The 18,375-nt window shown below is 72.5% G+C and carries 17 protein-coding genes and 1 pseudogene; 6 read left to right on the top strand and 12 right to left on the bottom strand.

All coding sequences use genetic code 11. The features are described 5' to 3' along the window. Positions 1 to 154: pseudogene (locus tag ACFXKG_RS38550) on the bottom strand (lipoyl synthase); the annotation flags it as partial. Between the two features lie 258 nt (positions 155 to 412). On the opposite strand from ACFXKG_RS38550, the gene ACFXKG_RS38545 reads away from it, so the two are divergent. Together ACFXKG_RS38545 and queC are read left to right on the top strand one after the other, a co-directional pair. After that, positions 413 to 3,364 (top strand): AAA family ATPase, encoded by a 2,952-nt coding sequence (locus ACFXKG_RS38545; RefSeq protein WP_384849416.1) that lies wholly within the window; start codon positions 413 to 415, stop codon positions 3,362 to 3,364. A 165-nt stretch (positions 3,365 to 3,529) separates the two neighbouring features. Continuing rightward, positions 3,530 to 4,267, top strand: a complete 738-nt coding sequence (queC, locus tag ACFXKG_RS38540) for a 7-cyano-7-deazaguanine synthase QueC (protein ID WP_384849413.1) — start codon at positions 3,530 to 3,532, stop codon at positions 4,265 to 4,267. Between the two features lie 179 nt (positions 4,268 to 4,446). Here the strand turns inward: queC and ACFXKG_RS38535 are convergent, their stop codons facing one another. The 8 genes from ACFXKG_RS38535 to queD all read right to left on the bottom strand — a co-directional run bounded on the left by ACFXKG_RS38535 (position 4,447) and on the right by queD (position 11,051). Then, a complete protein-coding gene (locus ACFXKG_RS38535; RefSeq protein WP_384849410.1) occupies positions 4,447 to 5,112 on the bottom strand; it encodes an HAD family hydrolase in 666 nt (221 codons plus the stop codon). Then, positions 5,109 to 5,636, bottom strand: coding sequence for a phosphoribosyltransferase (locus ACFXKG_RS38530; RefSeq protein WP_384849407.1), 528 nt, complete (start codon positions 5,634 to 5,636; stop codon positions 5,109 to 5,111). Before ACFXKG_RS38530 ends, ACFXKG_RS38535 begins: the two co-directional genes overlap by 4 nt. Next, a complete protein-coding gene (locus tag ACFXKG_RS38525; RefSeq protein WP_384849404.1) occupies positions 5,633 to 6,661 on the bottom strand; it encodes an adenylosuccinate synthetase in 1,029 nt (342 codons plus the stop codon). The genes ACFXKG_RS38530 and ACFXKG_RS38525 overlap by 4 nt, the downstream gene beginning before the upstream one ends. Continuing rightward, the gene (gene purB / locus ACFXKG_RS38520; RefSeq protein ID WP_384849401.1) at positions 6,646 to 8,046 is read right to left on the bottom strand and encodes an adenylosuccinate lyase; all 1,401 of its coding nucleotides are present in this window, start codon (positions 8,044 to 8,046) and stop codon (positions 6,646 to 6,648) included. The genes ACFXKG_RS38525 and purB overlap by 16 nt, the downstream gene beginning before the upstream one ends. Next, positions 8,043 to 9,188, bottom strand: coding sequence for an IMP dehydrogenase (locus ACFXKG_RS38515; RefSeq protein WP_384849398.1), 1,146 nt, complete (start codon positions 9,186 to 9,188; stop codon positions 8,043 to 8,045). Before ACFXKG_RS38515 ends, purB begins: the two co-directional genes overlap by 4 nt. Positions 9,189 to 9,287: 99 nt before the next feature. Beyond that, positions 9,288 to 9,911: a GTP cyclohydrolase I gene (gene folE, locus ACFXKG_RS38510; protein WP_384849395.1), complete on the bottom strand. Its 624-nt coding sequence runs from the start codon at positions 9,909 to 9,911 to the stop codon at positions 9,288 to 9,290. Positions 9,912 to 9,916: 5 nt separating this feature from the next. After that, entirely contained in the window at positions 9,917 to 10,588 is a 672-nt protein-coding gene (locus ACFXKG_RS38505; protein ID WP_384849427.1) for a 7-carboxy-7-deazaguanine synthase QueE, read from the bottom strand. A 97-nt stretch (positions 10,589 to 10,685) separates the two neighbouring features. Next, on the bottom strand, positions 10,686 to 11,051 hold the full coding sequence (gene queD / locus ACFXKG_RS38500) for a 6-carboxytetrahydropterin synthase QueD (protein ID WP_382888351.1): 366 nt from the start codon (positions 11,049 to 11,051) through the stop codon (positions 10,686 to 10,688). 387 nt (positions 11,052 to 11,438) lie between these two features. Between queD and ahcY the strand changes: the two genes are divergently transcribed. From ahcY to ACFXKG_RS38485, 3 genes are read left to right on the top strand one after another with little or no spacing between them, the layout of a single operon-like run. Next, positions 11,439 to 12,875, top strand: coding sequence for an adenosylhomocysteinase (gene ahcY, locus ACFXKG_RS38495; protein ID WP_384849392.1), 1,437 nt, complete (start codon positions 11,439 to 11,441; stop codon positions 12,873 to 12,875). A 12-nt stretch (positions 12,876 to 12,887) separates the two neighbouring features. Further along, a complete protein-coding gene (locus tag ACFXKG_RS38490) occupies positions 12,888 to 13,460 on the top strand; it encodes a cupin domain-containing protein (protein WP_384849389.1) in 573 nt (190 codons plus the stop codon). After that, positions 13,457 to 14,248, top strand: coding sequence for an SDR family NAD(P)-dependent oxidoreductase (locus ACFXKG_RS38485; protein ID WP_384849386.1), 792 nt, complete (start codon positions 13,457 to 13,459; stop codon positions 14,246 to 14,248). Before ACFXKG_RS38490 ends, ACFXKG_RS38485 begins: the two co-directional genes overlap by 4 nt. Before the next feature lie 9 nt (positions 14,249 to 14,257). Here ACFXKG_RS38485 and ACFXKG_RS38480 read toward each other — a convergent pair whose 3' ends face one another. From ACFXKG_RS38480 to ACFXKG_RS38470, 3 genes are all read right to left on the bottom strand, one after another. Next, complete coding sequence (locus tag ACFXKG_RS38480; RefSeq protein WP_384849383.1) at positions 14,258 to 14,905, bottom strand: DUF305 domain-containing protein; 648 nt, start codon at positions 14,903 to 14,905, stop codon at positions 14,258 to 14,260. 180 nt (positions 14,906 to 15,085) lie between these two features. Next, entirely contained in the window at positions 15,086 to 16,135 is a 1,050-nt protein-coding gene (locus ACFXKG_RS38475; protein ID WP_384849380.1) for a FecCD family ABC transporter permease, read from the bottom strand. Continuing rightward, the gene (locus tag ACFXKG_RS38470) at positions 16,132 to 17,238 is read right to left on the bottom strand and encodes a FecCD family ABC transporter permease (protein WP_384849377.1); all 1,107 of its coding nucleotides are present in this window, start codon (positions 17,236 to 17,238) and stop codon (positions 16,132 to 16,134) included. Before ACFXKG_RS38470 ends, ACFXKG_RS38475 begins: the two co-directional genes overlap by 4 nt. A gap of 55 nt (positions 17,239 to 17,293) precedes the next feature. Here ACFXKG_RS38470 and ACFXKG_RS38465 point away from each other — a divergent pair, with 55 nt between their 5' ends. Next, a complete protein-coding gene (locus tag ACFXKG_RS38465; protein WP_384849374.1) occupies positions 17,294 to 18,337 on the top strand; it encodes an ABC transporter substrate-binding protein in 1,044 nt (347 codons plus the stop codon). The last annotated feature ends 38 nt before the right edge of the window (positions 18,338 to 18,375 follow it).

The following is an 18,375-nucleotide window of genomic DNA, read 5'->3' as shown; positions in this document are numbered from 1 at the left end:
GGCCCTCGCTCTTCACGAGCTTCTGCAACTGCTGGTACTCGGGGCCCATTTTCGCCCGGGTCTTGATCCACTCGGGCTTGCGCTCGATGGGGGTCCGGCTGTTCCGGACCTCCAGTCGCAGCATCTTGCGTCCGTCGGGTGCGACAGCGGACACGTCCGGCACCTCTCTCCATTGCGGTGATCGATATCTGCGCCACCAGGCTACGTCCGCCATTCGGCGGGTATTCACTTTCGGCCACCTAAGCGCCGTCGTTCTGCGAGCGCATACATCGCCCTTCTCCGCCAGGGCAAAGCGCGTTGTCTGTGTGCCTCTTGCGGCAGGCACAGGTGAATCCGTTCAGAAAAGCGCGGCAGGGAGCAGACAAGTCGGTGCTACAGAGGGCACATCAATGAAGTGTGGCGGAGGGGTCTCATGGGCCGTAAGGAAGAGGAACGTCATGTGTTCATGGCGGGGCGCCGGACGGAGATACGGCTGCTCAGCGGGGCTCTGGAGGACTGCGCGCACGGCGGATCCGTCCGGTGTCTGGTCACCGGGGAACCGGGAATCGGCCGGACGACCCTGCTCCGCGCGTTCTCGTCGGCCTCCCTGGCTCAGGGCTGCCGTACGGTCGCCCTCCTGTGCGACCCCCAGGACCACGACCGTCCCCTGATCCTCGCGCAGCGGTTCCTCGCGGACCTCGCGGTGCTGCTGCCCCCCGACCACCAGGGGCGCGCATGTCTGGAATCCGCCCTCCATCCCGGCGCGCCCCCGCACCTGCGGCCCGGCTCCGCTCCCGGCCCCCTGTCGGCGTCGCTGCCCGCCGTCCGCACCGCCCTGGCGGACCTGACCGCCGAGGCGCCCCTGGTCATCACCCTGGACGACGCGGACCAGGCGGACGCCGCCTCGCTGGACTTCCTGCGCCGCGCGCTCGCGGGCCCGCCCGCCACCCGGGTGCTGCTGGTGCTGTCCGCGGGGGAGGGGGAGACCGGCGACGACCCGCGCTTCGGCGCACTGCTCGACGGCGCCCGGCACGGCCGGATGACCGGACTCACCCGGACCGAGACCGCCGCACTGCTCAAGCGCGAGCTGCGGCTCACCCCCCGCCCCCACCTCGTCGAGGAGTGCCATCGGGTCAGCGCCGGCAATCCGTTCATGCTCGTCGAGATCGCCCGGCTGCTGCGGGAACGGCCCTCCCTCGGACAGGCCCGCGGCGGCGTCGCGGCGTCGGCGCCCGCCGCCGTCGCGCGCCTCGTCGGCAGCCGGCTCACCCGGATCGATCCGAACGCCCTGAAGGTCGCCACCGCGATCGCCCTCGCGGGCGGCGACACCGCGGCGGACCCGCTGCTGGTCGCCCACCTCAGCCGGCTGTCACTGCACCAGACGCTCGCCGCCACCGACCTGCTGGTGCGGACCAGGCTGGTGGAGGACGACGACCGGCTCGTGCTGCGCCATCGCGTCGTGCACAACGCCCTGCTCGGCCGGACGACGCTGATGGCCAGGAACGCCGCCCATCTCGCCGCCGCCACCTATCTGCACGACAAACACGCGCCGGTGGAGCGGATCGTCCACCACCTCACCGCCTCGACCGTCGCGCTGGACGAGGCCTGGCCCGTCCCCGTGCTGCTGCTGGCGTCCCGCGGCGCGCTGGCGGCACGGGAGCCGGAGAAGGCGGGACGCTATCTGGAACACGCGGTGAAGATGGCCTCGGGGGCCGAACGCCGCTCCGCACTGCTGGAGCTGACCGATGTGCGGATGCGGATCGACCTGGCGGGCGGCCTGGACGAGGCGATCCGGACGCTGGAGGAGGTCACCGCGGCCGACGAGCCGGGGCGCGGCAACGGGAGCGGAACCTCCCGCGGATCCGTCGCGGACGGCCCGGGCGCCCCGTTCCTGGCGCGCATCAGCTCCGCGCTGTGTCTCAGGGCGCCGTCCGGCGAGACTGTCGCCCCGGCCACGGCCCTCGCCCGGCGCCGCCTCTCCGGCTGGCCGCAGCTCCACCGGATGTTCGACTGCCTGCGGGACCGCCCGCCGCTGCCCGCCGCCCGGCCCGGGGAGGATCTGCTCGTATCCAACGGGGACCCGGCACACGTTCTCGACCTGCACGGACCGGACCAGGGCCGGGCGGCGGCCGCCGCGGTGGCCGCGCTCCGCGGCCATCTGGACGGAGGCGACGTGGCCACCACGGTACGCCGCGCCCGGGAGGCCCTGCGGGCGGACGACGCGCTGTGCCTCTATCCGCTGCTGGCGATGACGGCACTGATGACACTGGCGTGGAACGGCCGCGACGAGGAGGCCATGGCGTATCTGCGGCTCCACCAGGAGTGCGTCCGCTGCCAGGAACATCCCCTGCACCGGGCCCTTCTGCTGCCGGTCACCGCGCGCATGGCGCTGATGCGCGGCCGGCTGCGCGTCGCCCACGACGAGCTGGCCGAGTGCGTGGACGCGCTGGTCCGTTACGGGGCCCGGCCGATGCATCCCCTGCTGGTCTGGGCCGTGGGCATGCTGGCCGATGTCCGGATCAGTCTGGGGCTCGACGCCGAGGCGCGGGCACTGCTGCGCGAGCACGGCTGCCTGGGCGGCCTGCCGCACGGCTGGCTCCACCGGGACCTGCTGGTCACCCGGGCCCGGCTGCGCTCCGCCGGCGGGGACCTGGCGGGAGCCGCCAGAGACCTCGGCACGGCGGAGGAGGGTGTCACCGAGGGGCCCGCCGGAACCGGCACCCCGCGGGGAGCCACCGCGGGCGTCCACCGGTACGTACACACCGCCGAAGTACTCACCCAGCTCGGACGGAACGACGAAGCCGTCGCCGTGGCAACGGAGTTGATGCGCGCGGCCGAAGCCGTGAACACCCCGCGGGAGCGGGGTGTCGCCCTGCGCGTACTCGGATCCGTCCAGCCGGAGCGCGGACGGGCGGAACCACTGCTGCGCGAGGCGGTACGGCTGCTCGCGGAGACCGGCGCCGCGTTCGACCTCGCCCACGCCAGCGCCGATCTCGCCTGCCTCCTCTTCGACGAAGGACGCCACGACGAGGCGTCCGGGGAACTGACCAGGGCGCTGGAACTGGCCGACCGCTGCGGGGCACGGCCCCTGGTGACCAGGCTGCGGCAGCGGCTGGGCGTCGCGGAGGAGCGCGCCGCGCGGCGCTCCCCCCTGGGCGGGGTGCTCACCCTGACCCGGCGCGAGAACCAGATCCTGATCGACGCCGTACGCGGGCTGACCAACGAACACATCGCGTCGAACCTGCACATCACCCGGCGCACGGTCGAACTCCACCTGTCCAGCGCCTACCGCAAGCTCGGCATCACCGGCCGCAAGGACTTCCCCCACCTGTTCCGTACGACGGGACTGTGGCCGCTGCTGCTCGACGCGGGCTCGTCCACCTGACCCCCGAGCCCTTCGGACCCCGGGCGCCGTACCTCGGTACCGGCCGGAACCGGGGTACGGCCCGGCCCGTGATGCCCCGCGGCCCCCCTCCCGGTCACCCTGGACCCACGCGTCCGGCCGACGGCCGGACGCGGCCGTTCCCGTTCCGGAATTCCGGAGGCTCCGATGGACCAGGACGACAACCCGACCAAGCAGGACGACGCCCTGCCCGACCCCTTCACCGCCGTGGTGGTGCTCTCCGGCGGCATGGACTCCACCACCCTCATGGCGCACTACGCCGCCCTCCGCCACACGCTGATCGCCGTCACCGTCGACTACGGGCAGCGCCACCGCCGGGAGATCGACGCGGCGCGCTCCGTCGCGGCCCACTACGGCGCCCGGCACCACGTCGTCGACCTCAGCGGCTTCGGCGCGCTGCTGCAAGGGTCCGCGCTGACGGACGATCAGGTCGAGGTGCCGGACGGGCACTACGCGGAGCGCTCCATGCGGGTGACCGTCGTACCGAACCGCAACGCGGTGCTGGCGAACGTCGCGGTCTCGGTGGGGGTGGCCCACCGCGCCGCGATCGTCGCCCTCGGCATGCACGCCGGTGACCACTTCGTCTATCCCGACTGCCGGCCCCCGTTCATCTCCGCGCTGCGGGACCTGGTCACGGTGGCCAACGAGGGCTTCCCCACCCCGCGGGTGGAAGCACCCTTCCTCACCTGGAGCAAGGCCGACATCGCCACGCACGGGGCGCGCCTCGACGCCCCGCTGGCCCGCAGCTGGTCCTGCTACAAGGGCGGCGACCGGCACTGCGGGACCTGCGGGACCTGCTACGAGCGCCGCGAGGCGTTCAGAAGCGCGGGGCTGGCAGACCCGACCGACTACCTCGACGACGTGACCGAGTTCGCCGTGCCGTGACGCGGGCGCGGGCGCCGCGCGGCGGCGGGGCCGGGGGGCGGCGGGGCCGGGGGGCGGCGGGGCCGGGGGCCCGTACCGCCGGCCCCCGCCACGGCGGCACAGGTGGGGGGCTCCCCTTGTACCGTACGAGGAGAGCCCCCCACCCGCCGTGCCCGTCCCGGAAGCCCGTCCGGCCCGGCTCAGTTCCCGAGCACCAGCTCGGCCAGTCCCGCGGCCGACGGGAGCAGCACATCCGGTCCGCCGGGCGCCCCCGGATCCGGCAGCGTCCCGCCGTTCCCCGTCCGCACGCCCACGGTCACGGCGTCCAGACGCCGGCCCAGCACCATGTCCGAGGGGGTGTCGCCCACCACGTACAGTCGGTCGCCGGGCGGGTGGCCGAGATCGTCGAGCGCCCGCCGTGCCAGTTCCGTCTTGCAGTCGGCGTCGACCGTCTCCGTGCCGCGGCCGGCCAGATCGTCCCGGGTCAGCACCGGCCCGAAGCAGGCCCGCACCCCGTACCGCTCGAAGAGCGACACCGTGGGCTCCGTGCCGACCCAGGAACTGACCAGCGCGAGCCGTACACCGGCCCCGGACAGCGCGGTCAGCATCGCGGGCACCCCCGCGTACAGCCTGCCGTGCTCCATGTACCGGAGCGCGACCTCGTCCACCCGGTCCCGCACCCGTACCGAGCCGATCCGCAGCCGCCCACTGGTGATCTCGGTCCAGTAGGCGAAACCGAGGATCTCCTCGCGGGACGGCGGCGTCACCCGCTGCCGCTCGTGCAGGTCGAGGACGAACCGGTGGAACATCTCGTAGAAGTCCAGCAGCGTCCCGTCCCGGTCGAGGACGACGGTGGTGCCCCTCACGCCGGCGCCGGCAGCGGTACGGAGAGCTCGCCCGGCCCCGGCGGGGTCTCCCACGGGAACACCGTCCAGTCGTCCACCTCCACCGCCGTGAAGTCGGCGGAGCTCGCCGCCCCCAGATTGCGCACCACGACGGCGGTGCGCACCTCCTCGGCACCGAGCCTCCGTACGGTGTCCACGGCCAGCGCCATGGTCCCTCCGTCCCCCATGATGTCGTCGACCAGCAGGACCCGCGCCCCCCTCATGTCCCGGTCCGGCACCACGTAGTCCAGCACCGCCTCACCCCGTTCGCTGTACCGGGAGTTGGACGTGTTGCGCGGGATGGCGAGGATACGGAAGTCCGCCACCGCCAGCAGGTTCGACAGGGCGATGGCGGGTGGCAGCCCTCCCCGCGCGATGCCCGCGACGACCGTCGGCGCGTAACCGCTCGCGGTGATGTCCCGCGCCAGCGCGCCGAGCATCCGGCCCATGGCGTCCCAGCTGATGGTCAGCAGCCGGTCCCGCCGCCACACCGGCGCGGGGCTCACCGGAGCCCTCCGCCCGTACGCCGCGCGCCCCACCGGTCGATCACATCCGCGGTGTCGGGTCCCGTGCCGATCAGATCGACCGGCAGCCCCAGCCCCGCCTCCACGCCCGCCACGAACTCCGCCGCACGCGGCGGCAACGCGTCGGTGCGCAGCGCGCGCCCCTCCGGATCCACCTGGTCCAGGAAGGTCAGCGCGATCCGCGAGGGACGGTTGACCCGGACGGCCTCCCTCGCCTGGTCCAGGTCGAACGTGCCGGAGCGCCGGCGCCGTCCCGTCACCGTGCCGTACTCCACGATCCCCAGCCGTTCCGCCTCCGCGGGCTCCATCTCCGTGGGGAAGGGCCCCGCGCCCACCCGTGTCGGACACGCGCGCAGGACCAGCACCACCTCGTCGACCGCCAGCGGCCCCAGCCCCGCGTCGGCGGCCGCGGTGCTCGCGGTGCTGTCCTTCCCCACCGTGTACGGGTAGGTGCCGAACAGGACCGACAGCCCGAAGCCGTTGGTGCCCTCGACATGGACCCGCTCCCCGGCGTCGACGGCGTCGTTCGCCTCCCGCACCGCGTCCGTCAGGAACGGCTTCAGCTCCGGTACGTCCTCGGCCCGGCGCGCCGAGCGCATGGCACGCGCGGCCAGCGCCGGCCCGTGTCCGCTGCCGGTGCTGCGCACCCGCTCGCGCAGCACGGCGTCGGCCGCCTCCGCGTCCACATGCCCCGGTTCGATGACCGTGGCGCGGAAGTCGATGCCCACGCGCTCCCCGGCGGAGAGTTCCTCGATCTCCCGCAGCACCACCTCGGGGCGGACCAGCACCCCGGCCCCCAGCAGCAGCCGGGCCCCCGGGTGGACGATCGCGCTCGGCAACTGCCGCAGCTTCAGGGTCCGTCCGTCCCGTACCACCGTATGGCCGGCGCCCGGCCCGAGTCCCGCCCGTACCGCCACCGCCGGCTCGTCGCGCACCGCCAGATAACTGGAGATCTTCCCCTTCGCCTCGTCGCCCCACTGGCCGCCCACGATCACGGTGCCAGGCATGTCAGACCTCCTCGTGACGCCTTGTCGAGCGCCTCCACCGACCGTCGTACGGTGTCCTCCGCCAGCTCCTCGCAGAACCCGACGTCCACGGCCGCCTCGGCGAGGCCGGCCAGTTCGTGGGGCGGGAGAGCGGCGGCCACCTGTTCGTCCTCCGACAGCACCGCGACCAGGTCGCGCTCCTCGCGGGCGGCGACCGCGCTGGCCCGCTGCAGGATCCGGTACGCGTCGAGCCGGTCCGTCCCCCGGTCGATCATCGCCAGCAGCACCGCCTCGCTGAGGTGGCTGCGGCGGGACAGGTCGAGGTTCTCCCGCATCCGCCGCGGATAGACCTGGAGATCGTCCAGTACGGCGATGGCCGTGACGAGCATCTCGTCCAGCAGCACACACGCCTCCGGCAGGGTGTACCGCTCGTTGGCCGAGTTCGCCAGGTCCCGTTCGTGCCAGGTCACCACGTTCTCCAGCGCCGGTCCCGCCAGCGACCGCACCAGCCGCGCCAGGCTGCATATCCGTTCGCTGCGCACCGGGTTGCGTTTGTGCGGCATCGCCGAACTGCCGATCTGGTCGCCCTCGGCGAAGGACTCGGCGAGTTCGCCGATCTCGGTCCGCTGGAGATTGCGGATCTCCGTCGCCAGGTTCTCCAGGCAGGCCGCGGTGAGGGCGGTCCAGCAGACGAACTCGGCGATGCGGTCCCGCGCGACCGCCTGGGCGCAGATCCGGGGCTCAGGCAGCCCCAGCAGGGCGAGCACCTCGCTCTGGACCCGTGGCCCCTGCGCCCCCAGACCGCCCATCGAGCCCACCGCGCCGGCCATCTTGCCCATGACGGCGCGTCCGCGCAGCTCCCCGAGCCGCTCCAGGCAGCGCGTCAACTGGTCGAGTGCGACGGCCAGTTTGAACCCGAGGGTGACGGGCTGGGCGTGCTGGCCGTGGGTACGGCCGATCATCACCCGGCGCCCCTCCTTCTCGATCTGCTTGCGCAGCGTCGCCATCAGGGAGCCCAGCCGCTCGGCGAGGAGCACGATCGCCCCGTCGAGCTGGAGGGCGAGGGCCGTGTCGATGACGTCACTGCTGGTCGCGCCGTGGTGCACATAGCGGCCGTACGGGGCACAGCTGTCCGCGAACTCCTTCACCACGGAGTGGAGTTCGTGCCTGCTCACCGTTTCGAGCTCGGCGACGCGGTCCATGTCGCACTCGTGTCTCCCGGCCCTTTCGCCGATCACCTCCGCGGCCTTGGCGGGGATCACCCCGAGCCGGCCCTGCACGGTGGCCAGGGCCCCCTCCACCCGTACGAAGAGCTGGTAGCGGTGGAGGTCGCCGAGCAGGAAGCGCATCTCCTCGCTGCCGTACCGTCCGTCGCCCCACAGGCGTGTCCTGCGGTGGTCCGTCATCCGGCGGCCTCCACGGAGTAGTCCAGGTCCACCTGTCCGGTACGTTCCAACGCGTGCGGACGGTTCTCCGCCAGGCCGGCCGGGGTGACGCGGATGAACTCCGCGTTCTCCCGCAGCTCCCGCAGCGTGTGGGCGCCGGAGTAGCTCATCCCGGACCTGAGGCCGCCGAGGAACGGCCGGAGCGTGGAGGCGACCCCGCCGGTGTACGCCCAGGTCGCCTCGACCCCCTCGGGGGTGTAGTCGTCGAGCTCCGCCCGGCTGACGCTCTCCCCGCGGGCCCGCTTGAGGGTCAGCCGCATCCCGAAGGTGACGAACCCGGTACTGACCTTGACGCGGGTGCCGCCCTGCTCCACCGGGCGCGCCTCGCTCTCCTCCGCGCCCGCGAGGGCGCTGCCGAGCATCACCGAACTTCCGCCCGCCGCCAGCGCCTTGACCACGTCGCCGGGTGCCTTGATCCCGCCGTCGGCGATCACCGGCGTGCCGGTCCTCGCGGCCTCCTCCGCGCAGTCGAGCACGGCGGTGAGCTGCGGCACCCCGCTCCCGGCGACGATCCGGGTGGTGCAGATCCCGCCGGGGCCGATGCCCACCTTGACGGCGTCGGCCCCCGAGTCGATCAGGTCCCGGGTGCCGTGCGCCGTGGCGACGTTCCCCGCGACGAGGGCCGTCCCGGGGAAGCGCGCCTTCAGTTTCTCCACGGCTCCGAGCACGTAGTCCGCGTGGCCGTGCGCCACATCGGTGACCAGGACGTCGGCACCCGCTTCGACCAGCAGTGCGGCCCGCTCCAGGTAGTCGTCCGTCACCCCGACGGCGGCGCCGACCCGCAGCCGCCCCCGCTCGTCGACGGTGGCGGCCGCGTCCGGCGGTACGGCGCCCGCCTTGACCGCGGCCACGTCGGCGGCCTGGTCCTCCGCCAGTTGCATACGGTGCACGATCCCGAGCCCGCCGCACACGGCCATCGCCGTGGCCATCCGGCGGCCGGTGCACCAAGGGGTGTTGGCGGAGAGGACGGGGACCGCCAGAGGGATGCCGGGCACCAATTCGGTGCTGATGTCGGCGGCGGAACGGCTCACCACAGAAGTGCGCCGGGGCACCAGCAGGACGTCTTCCAGACTCAGTCCGGTGCGGATCTCGCGCGCTGTCATGGTTCTCTTCCTCCGATCATGGGTGGTCAGGGGAGCGCCGTGGCGCGGGGCCGGGGCCTGTCCGGCACATGGAGCCAGGCGGGATGTGCCGGACAGGGCCTAGCCGCGGGTCTGGAACACCGTCGCCACCAGTTCCTGACGGGCCGGCCCGTACTCCTCGAAGATCCCCGAGAAGACCGAGGAGGTCATCGCCGCCGGTGTGCGGATGCCCCGCATGCTCATGCACAGGTGCTCGCCCGTGGCGATGACCGCGACGTCCTCCGACCCCGCCACCTTGGTGATCTCGTCCGCGATGTCCCGTACCAGCCGCTCCTGCACCTGGAGCCGGTGGGCGTGGCGGTGGGTGATACGGGCGAACTTCGAGAGCCCGAGGACGTCCCCGCGCGGCCGGTAGGCGATGGTGACCTTGCAGGAGAACGGGAGCAGGTGGTGTTCGCACAGCGACCACACCTTGATGTCCGAGACCAGCACGATCTGCCCCGCCGTCCGCAGCGGGAACAGGGTCTCCACCTCTCCCGCGTCGTAGAGCGTGAACTCCCGCCACCAGCGGGCGAACCGGGCCGGGGTCTCCTTGAGCCCGTCACGGTCCGGGTCCTCGCCGATCTCGACCAGCAGCCTGCGCGCGATGTCCTCCAGCGGGTCCACCCCGTCCTCGGAGGCCGCCGGAGAACCGTCCTGGTTCTCCTCGGGCAGGTCGAGCTTGAGATTCGTCGCACTGCTCACGGTGTTCACACACCTCTCCTGTCGCCCCAGACGGCGACATGCAGTCGGGTCGTCAGATTCCAGCCGCGGGACACGGCCGCGTCCCCGAGAGCCGCCAGGTGCCGCCCCACATCTGCCGGCACCTGCCCCTCGGGCATGATCCACACGGGTCGCGTCCCGAACCGTTCGACGACGGAGGCCACCTCCTCCAGGTCGTCCGGTGTACGGCAGACGAACTTGAACGCGGTTCCAGGCACCTCCGCGAAGGCCCGCAGCGCCCGCGGCACCAGCCGCCGTGACTCCGGATCGCCCGAGTGCGCCAGTTTGGGCGAGACGTTGAACCGCACCCCCAGGTCGATCACCTCCCGCCCCGGGACCACGGTGCCGTTCGTCTCGATCTCCACCGCCTTTCCCCGCGCGGTCAGTTCCCGCAGCAGGGGAATCAGTCTCTTCTGCTGGCTCAGTGGTTCACCGCCGGACACCACGATCAGCGGCACGTCGTAGCCGAGCAGCCGCTCCAGCACCTCGGAGACCGGGAGGGCGGTCAGCTCCCGGCGGGGGTCGTGCGCCACCCCGGTGTCACCCACACCGGTCCAGTCCCAGGTGTACGGCGTGTCGCACCAGCGGCAGGACAGGTTGCAGCCGCCCAGCCGGACGAAGGCGCAGCGCCGGCCCGCGGACGGGCCCTCTCCCTGCACGGCCCTCAAGTGGGGCCGAAGATCTCGTTCACCACGAGCTTCGGGTCCACCGGGGCATCACCTCCCCGGCCGCCGGGGCGCGCCGTGCGGCCGACCGTCATGGCCGGTACTCCGCCCAGGTCTTGGCGGTCTCGGAGACCCGCACCGAACTCAGCTCCGGGTAGTCCGGCAGCCACCGCTCGTAGAGCCACTGCGCCAGGTTCTCGGCGGACGGGTTGCGGTCCGTCAGCACATCGTTCAGGTGGCGGTGGTCGACCTCCGTGTCCAGCCAGTGGCCGAACCGCTTGAGGTCTCCGTAGTCCCGTACGAAGCCCGTCTTGTCCAGGCCGTCGTCCGGGGCCGCGAGTTCCACCTCGACCACGTAGTTGTGGCCGTGCATCCGGCCGCACGGATGCCCGTCCGGGAGGTCGTCCAGCCGGTGACTGGCGGAGAAATGGAATTCCTTGCTGATCCGAAAGGCCATGTACGTCCTCCTGCTCGGACTTCACGGACCGACAGAGGGTGCCGGGCCGATTCCGATGGTGCGCCGGAGTACTTCGGGGCACATCACGGCCGCGACCGTCGTCCGACCGCGAGGACACCGAGAACCGGGGTATACGGTGCCGAAGTACGGGGGCCGTGCCGGAGTGCGGATGCGACGGGGAGTGTCCCGCCTCTTCGCGGAGTGGGGGCCCGAGGGAATTCCAGGTGTCGCCCATTGCCCGTGCCAAGAGACACCGGACAAGCGCTGGATCATGGCGCGGGAATCTCGCAGACTCGGCACCCGGAATGAGGGAATCGGCCCCGGAGGAGTTCCGTAGTTCCAGGGACGGCCCCGGAAACGGCCGATCGGCCACCGAGGGGAGAACCAGTGACGAGGACAGCGAGTGGCGACTTCGAGGTCGCCGACATCGGGCTGGCGGCGGCGGGGCGCCAGGACATCACCCTGGCCGAGCACGAGATGCCCGGCCTGATGGCCCTGCGCTCCGCGTACGCGGCCGAGGCACCGCTCACCGGCGCGCGGATCAGCGGCTTCCTCCACATGACCGTGCAGACCGCGGTGCTGATCGAGACCCTGGTGGCGCTCGGCGCGCAGGTCCGCTGGGCGGGTTCCAACCGTCTCTCCACCGAGGACCACGCGGCGGCGGCCGTGGCGGCCGGCCCTGACGGCGGCGCGGGCGTCCCGATGTTCGCGTGGAAGGGCCAGAGCACGGAGGACATCTGGCACTGTGCCGAGCAGGCGCTCTCCTGGCCCGACGGCTCCGGGCCGAACCTGCTGATCGACGACGGCGGGGGGCTCACGCTCCTCCTGCACCACGGGGTCGGGTACGAGAAGACGGGGGGCCTCCCGCCGGACACCCGGGCCGCCGACCCGAACCTGCGGGCGATGATGGATCTGGTGCGGCGGGCCACGGCCGGGGACTCCTCGTACTGGACCACCCTCGCGGCCGGCGTGCGCGGGGCGAGCGAGCAGACCACCACGGGGGCGCACGCCCTGCGGCGGCTGGAGGCCGACGGCGAGATGCTGTTCCCCGCGATCAGTGTCAACGACTCGGTGACCAAGTCGAAGTTCGACAACCGCTACCAGTGCCGGCAGTCGGTGGTCGAGGCGATCAAACAGGCGACGGCCACCCAGATCGGCGGCAAACTGGCCGTCGTCTGCGGATACGGCGACGTCGGCAAGGGGTGTGCCGACGCGCTGCGCGCCCAGCTCGCGCGGGTCGTCGTCACCGAGATCGATCCCATCTGCGCGTTCCAGGCGGCCATGGACGGATTTCTCGTGACGCCTTTCGAACGGGTGGTCGGTGAGGCGGACATCGTCATCACGACCACCGGCGCCGAGAAAGTGGTCACCGCGGAGCACATGTCCCGGATGAAACACCGCGCCATCGTGGGGAACATGGGGCATCTGGACACGGAAATCGATGTGGAGGCGCTCGCCGGAATTCCGGGAATTCGCCGGGTACCGGCCAGGCCGCAGGTTCACGAATGGGTTTTCGAGGACGGCCGTTCGGTCATCGTGCTGTCCGAGGGGAGAATGATGAACCTGGGCAACGCCTCGGACCATCCCAGCTTTGTGATGTCGAGTTCGCTCTCCAATCAGGCGCTGGCTCAGATAGAGTTGTTCACCGCACCCGGTTCCTATTCCTCCGGTGTGCACGCACTGCCGAAGATTCTCGACGAGAAGGTGGCGCGGCTGCACCTGCCGACCCTCGGCGCCGAACTGACCACCCTCACCGAGGAACAGGCCGCCCAGCTCGGTGTACCGGTCGACGGCCCGTACAAGCCGGACAACTACCGTTACTGAGGAGCGGATTGCATGTCCCGACCCGACCTCTCCGTCGACACCCTGATCGACCGTTTCGGACTGCGGCCCCTGCCCGCCGAGGGCGGCTACTTCCACGCCACCTGGACGTCGCCGGACAGCGCCGACCAGGCCGGGAGCCGTCCCGCGGGCACCGCGATCATCGCGCTGCTCACCGCGCGGGACGAACAGTTCTCCGCGATGCACCGGCTCCCGGCCGACGAGGTCTGGCACTTCTATCTCGGTGACCCCGTCGAACTGCTGCTGCTGGACGGGGAAGGCAACGACCGCACGGTCCTGCTGGGACACGACGTCCGCGCCGGGCAGCACGTGCAGTTCGTCGTCCCCGCGGGGACGTGGATGGGCGGCAGTGTGGCCGAGGGCGGGGAGTGGTCCCTGTTCGGGTGCACCATGGCGCCCGGCTTCGTCCCCGCCGACTACGAGGGAGGGGACGCGGAACAACTCCGCGCCCGGTACCCGCGGGCGGCCGAACGGATCAGCCGGCTCTGCCGCCCCGGCGCCCCCCTCCGGATGGCCGGGGACGCGGCGCCGGACACACCCCCCGCCTCGGAGGAGGACCGGTCATGAGCACCGAGAAGCCGCACCCCGGAAGCACACTGCCCGACCTGAGCGACCACGCGGTCCTGGTGACCGGGGCGAGCGGGGCCGTCGGGCACGGCATCGCCCGGCAGTTCGCCCGCGCCGGCGCCTCCGTGATCGCCCACTACCGTACGGGGGAAGGCCGGGCCGAGTCCCTCGCCGAGGCGATCCGGGCCGAGGGCGGCCGGGCCCTCGCCCTGGCCGCGCACCTCTCCGACGAGGCCGGGTGCCGGAGTCTGATCGAGCGTTCGGCCGAGTGGGCCGGGCGCCTCACGGCACTGGTCAACAACGCGGGGATCCAGCCGGTCCAGCCCCTGGAGACCATGACGGTCACCGAGTGGCGGCACGTCGTCGACACCAATCTCACGACGGCCTTCGCCTGCACCCAGGCCGCCGCCGAGATCATGGGCCGCGCCGGGGGCGGGACCGTCACACATGTCGCGTCCGTCGAAGGCAGCCGGCCGGCCCGGCTGCACGCCCACTACAGCGCCTCCAAGGCCGCCCTGATCATGCACGCCCGGGCGGCGGCGCTGGAGTACGGCCCGCTGGGCATCCGCGTCAACACCGTGTCGCCCGGGCTGGTGCACCGGCCCGGGCTGGCGGAGGACTGGCCGGACGGCGTACGCCGCTGGGAGCGGGCCGCGCCGCTGTCCCGGAAGGGCGACGCGGAGGACGTCGGCAATGCCTGCGTGTTCCTGGCCTCGCCCCTGGCCGGCTGGGTGACCGGGCACGATCTCGTCGTCGACGGCGGAATGTCCTGCGCCCCCGCCTGGTGAGCCGGGCGGCTACGGACGCCCCAGCAGGGTGGTCATCCGGGTGATCTCGGCGGTCTGCGACGTGACGATGGCTCCGGCCATCCTCCTGGCGCCCTGGTGCGTGCCCCGCGACCGCTCGGACCTGGCCATCTCGACGGCACCCTCATGGTGCTTGACCATCATCCTCAGGAAAGCGGTGTCGAACGCCTTCCCGGACGCCCGCGACAGCTCCGCCATCGCGTCGCCGGACATCATCCCGGACATGGAGTGCCCGGAGTGCTCCGCGCCGTCGGCCGCGGACGCGTCCTGCGCGGGCACGTCCTCGCCCCAGGCCGTGAGCCACTCCGACAGGGTCCTGATCTCCGGGTCCTGGGCCTTCTTGATCTCGGAGGCGAGTCTTCTCACCTCGGCGGACGAGGCGCGGATCGCGGCCAGATCGGCCATCTCCACCGCCTGCCGGTGGTGCGGGATCATGGCCTGGGCGAAGGACACATCGGCGCCGTTGTGCGCCGATGCCGAAGCAGCCGCGGCCGGTGAGGCGGACGAGTCCGCGCCATGGTCCGAGTGCCCGCTGGTGGACGCGTCCCGCCCGCCGCAGGCCGCGAGGACCAGGACGGCGCCGAGAACGACGGCGGCCGCGGCGGCCCGGCGGCGGGCCGTGTAACGGTTCGAGGTCATGCTGAAACGACTCCTGCGCGTGAAGGGGAACAGAGGCGTGCCGGGCTCGGGCAGGCCTATATGTGCAGGAGGCGCGTCACGGGGCCATCGTAGACACAGCCCGGCGGCCGCCGTCCGACGACGCACCCCCGGCGGCGCGCCGCGTCCGGCCGCCCGCCGCCGCCGTGTCACGCCGCCGTGTCACGCGGACCGGGCGGTCTTCCTCTCCCGCGACAGCAGCCACAGGAGATACACGCCGCCGAGGGCCCCGGTGACCAGTCCCACCGGGATCTGGAACGGGGAGAGCACCCGCTGCGCCAGCAGATCGGCGGTCGCCAGGATCAGCGCCCCCGTCAGCATCGCCGAGCCGATCGGGGCACCGGGGGAGCGGGTGATCCTGCGGGCGAGCTGCGGGGCCGCCAGGGCGAGGAAGCCGATGGGGCCCGCGACGGCGATGGCCGTACCGGCGAGGGCGACCCCCAGCAGCAGGCAGAGGGTCCGCACCCGGGCGATGTCGACGCCCAGCGCGCCCGCCGTGTCGTCGCCCATCTCCATGAGGCGCAGCGGCCGGCCCAGCACCAGCGTCGCCACCGCGAGCACCGGCAACGCGACCGCCAGGGGGGTCACCTGAGGCCAGGAGACGGCGTTGAGGCTGCCGAACGTCCACGCCTTCGCGCTCTCCGCGGACTCCAGATCGGCACGGGTGAGCAGGAAGTCGTTGACCGAGGAGAGCATCGCGCCGACGGCGATCCCGGCGAGCACCAGCCGGTTGCCGGAGACCCCGCGCGACGCGGTGAACGCGTACACCACCACCGCCGTGCACAGCCCGCCGAGCACGGAACCCGCGCCGACCCCCACCCCGGCCGAGCCGCCGCCCGCCAGGATGACGACGAGCGCGCCGCTGGTGGAGCCGGTGGTGAACCCGATGACGTCCGGGCTGCCGAGCGGGTTGCGCGACAGGCTCTGGAAGAGCGCGCCGGACAGCCCGAGCGCCGCCCCGACGAGCAGCGCCGCGCAGACCCGCGGCAGCCGCTGGCCGACCACGATGAACCGGTCGGTCGCGGAGCCGCCCCCGGCGAACAGCACATCGGCGACGTCCGCGGCGCCGATCCGGTACGTACCGGTGAACAGGGTCCCCGCCCACACCGCCGCGCAGCACACCAGCAGCACGGCCGTCACGGCGGCGGCCCGCCCCGAGTAGCGCAGGGCGATCCCACGGGGCAGCCGCACCACCCGCGTCGCCGCGCTCACGCGCCGACCTCCCGGCGCCGTACGACCAGCCACAGCAGCACCGGAGCACCGATGAACGCGGTGACGATGCCCACCTCCATCTCCCCGGGCGGCGCGATCACCCGTCCCGCGATGTCACTGACCAGCAGCAGGATCGCGCCGCCGGGCAGCGCGAAGGCCAGCAGCCAGCGCAGATCGGGTCCGAGGAGCAGCCGCAGCACATGCGGTACGACCAGTCCGACGAAGCCGATCGGCCCCGCCGCGGCGGTCGCGGCGCCGCACAGCAGCATGACGGAGACGAAGCCCGCGGCCCGTACCCACGGCACACGCAGCCCGAGCGCCGCGCCCGCCTCGTCCCCGAGCGCCAGGGCGTTGAGGGAGGGGCCGAGCACCAGCGCGACGACGGTCCCCGCCAGCACGAAGGGGACGGCGGCGGTCAGCGCCTCCGTACCGCGGTTCTCCAGCGACCCGACCACCCAGAAGCGGTACGAGTCGAACGCCGAGGAGTCGAACATGGTGAGGATGCCGGTACAGGCCCCCAGGCTCGCCGACAGCGCCGCCCCCGCCAGCACGAGACGGGTGTGGTGGTTGCTCCGGGTGGCGCCCGTGGTCAGGGCGTGGACGAGCAGCGAGGCCAGCACCGCGCCCGCGAAGGCGAACCAGACGTAGCCGGACACGCTCGTCACATGGAACGCGGCGATGGCGGTCACCACGGCGAACGAGGCACCCGCGTTGACACCCACGATGCCCGGTTCCGCCAGCGGATTACGGGTGATGGCCTGCATGACGACACCGGCGAGCGCCAGCGCGGCGCCGACGGTGACCGCCAGCACGGTACGGGGGAGCCGCAACTGCCGCACGATGATGGCGTCCGGGCTGCCGTCGTCGTGCAGCAGCACACGCCACACGGTCTCCAGCGGGACGCCGCGCGCGCCGACCCCCAGACTCACCAGGAGCAGCAGGACGACGAGGCCGAGACAGACCACCAGCGCCACGAGGCGCCGGCCGCGCCGGGCGCCCCCGCTCCGCGCGGGGCGTGCCCCACCGGCCGGCGCCGGAGCCGTCCGTACCGCACCGGTCGGTACCGCACCGGTCCGTTCCCCGCCCTCCGGTATGTGATCCATCGCATGACTGCCGTCCCTACTCATCCACACTTAGGAGAGCCTAAGCTAAGCGCTCGTGTACCGCTTCCGTGATCTCCCTCTCACCCGCCTGATCAGCGGCGTTGCCCTGTCGGGCGCCCTGCTGCTCACCGGCTGTTCCACCGACTCGACCGTCTCGTCGGCGAGTGGTGCGGCCGCCGAACCGTCGGCCGCCGCCACCCACACCGCTCCCCGCTCCGTGCCCAAGGGCATGGGAAGCGGCAAACCGGACGGCGAATTCCCGCGTACGGTCGGCCACTTCGAGGGCAGGACGACCATCGCGGCCGCGCCGAAGAAGGTCGTGGTCATCTCCACCGGACAGGCCGACGCGCTGCTCACGCTCGGTACGGTCCCGGCCGGCTCGACCCGGGGTGACGGCGCCGATCTCGTACCCCGGTATCTGAAGGACGACTTCTCCGAGGACGCCGCCGCGCTGGCGAAGGTCGTGGACGTGGGCTCGCGCGTGGATCCGAACCTGGAGACCATCGCGAACATCGAGCCCGACCTGATCCTGATGAACATCGCGGGCAAGAACGCCGGGAATCTCTACAAGGCGCTGAGCGCGGTGGCGCCCACCGTCGCCACCCAGGGCACCGGGCTCTACTGGAAGCAGGACTTCCTGCTCGTCGCCGACGGCCTCGGCAAGGCCGATCAGGCGCGCACGTACCTGGACCGCTTCCACACCGACGCCGCCGCGCTGGGCGCCTCGCTCGACAAGCCGGTGACGGTCTCGTTCCTGCGGCTGAACGGGGACCGCCTGCGGGTCTTCGGCGTACCGTCGTTCACCGGCAGCATCGCGGAGGACGCCGGGCTCGGCCGGCCCGAGAGCCAGCGGTTCGACAAGACCTCGCAGAACATCAGCAACGAGCAGCTCGACCGGGCCGACGCCGACTGGCTCTTCTACGGGGTCCAGGGCGACGCGGCGAAGGCCGCCGAGCTGACCGAAGCGCCACTGTGGCCGACGCTCTCCGCCGTCGCCGGCAAGACGGCGGTCCCGGTCGACGACGACGTCTTCTATCTCAACACCGGCCCCACGGCCGCTCGTGACGTGCTCACCGTGCTCAAGGAGCGCCTGACCTGACCTCGCGGGACCTCGCGGGACCCTCGCAGGAAGGGCCC

Origin of the sequence: Streptomyces sp. NPDC059255 (genome assembly GCF_042752355.1) — a bacterium.
GTDB lineage: Bacteria > Actinomycetota > Actinomycetes > Streptomycetales > Streptomycetaceae > Streptomyces.
The sequence above is the reverse complement of the archived record's forward strand: the minus strand, read 5'-3'. Positions and strand labels throughout refer to the sequence as shown.

Bases quoted from the DNA above. Each gene is read 5' to 3' on its own strand.
- ACFXKG_RS38545 (WP_384849416.1), top strand. From the start codon at position 413: ATGGGCCGTAAGGAAGAGGAACGTCATGTGTTCATGGCGGGGCGCCGG.
- queC (WP_384849413.1), top strand. From the start codon at position 3,530: ATGGACCAGGACGACAACCCGACCAAGCAGGACGACGCCCTGCCCGAC.
- ACFXKG_RS38525 (WP_384849404.1), bottom strand. From the start codon at position 6,661: ATGCCTGGCACCGTGATCGTGGGCGGCCAGTGGGGCGACGAGGCGAAG.
- purB (WP_384849401.1), bottom strand. From the start codon at position 8,046: ATGACGGACCACCGCAGGACACGCCTGTGGGGCGACGGACGGTACGGC.
- ACFXKG_RS38515 (WP_384849398.1), bottom strand. From the start codon at position 9,188: ATGACAGCGCGCGAGATCCGCACCGGACTGAGTCTGGAAGACGTCCTG.
- queD (WP_382888351.1), bottom strand. From the start codon at position 11,051: ATGGCCTTTCGGATCAGCAAGGAATTCCATTTCTCCGCCAGTCACCGG.
- ACFXKG_RS38490 (WP_384849389.1), top strand. From the start codon at position 12,888: ATGTCCCGACCCGACCTCTCCGTCGACACCCTGATCGACCGTTTCGGA.
- ACFXKG_RS38485 (WP_384849386.1), top strand. From the start codon at position 13,457: ATGAGCACCGAGAAGCCGCACCCCGGAAGCACACTGCCCGACCTGAGC.
- ACFXKG_RS38480 (WP_384849383.1), bottom strand. From the start codon at position 14,905: ATGACCTCGAACCGTTACACGGCCCGCCGCCGGGCCGCCGCGGCCGCC.
- ACFXKG_RS38470 (WP_384849377.1), bottom strand. From the start codon at position 17,238: ATGGATCACATACCGGAGGGCGGGGAACGGACCGGTGCGGTACCGACC.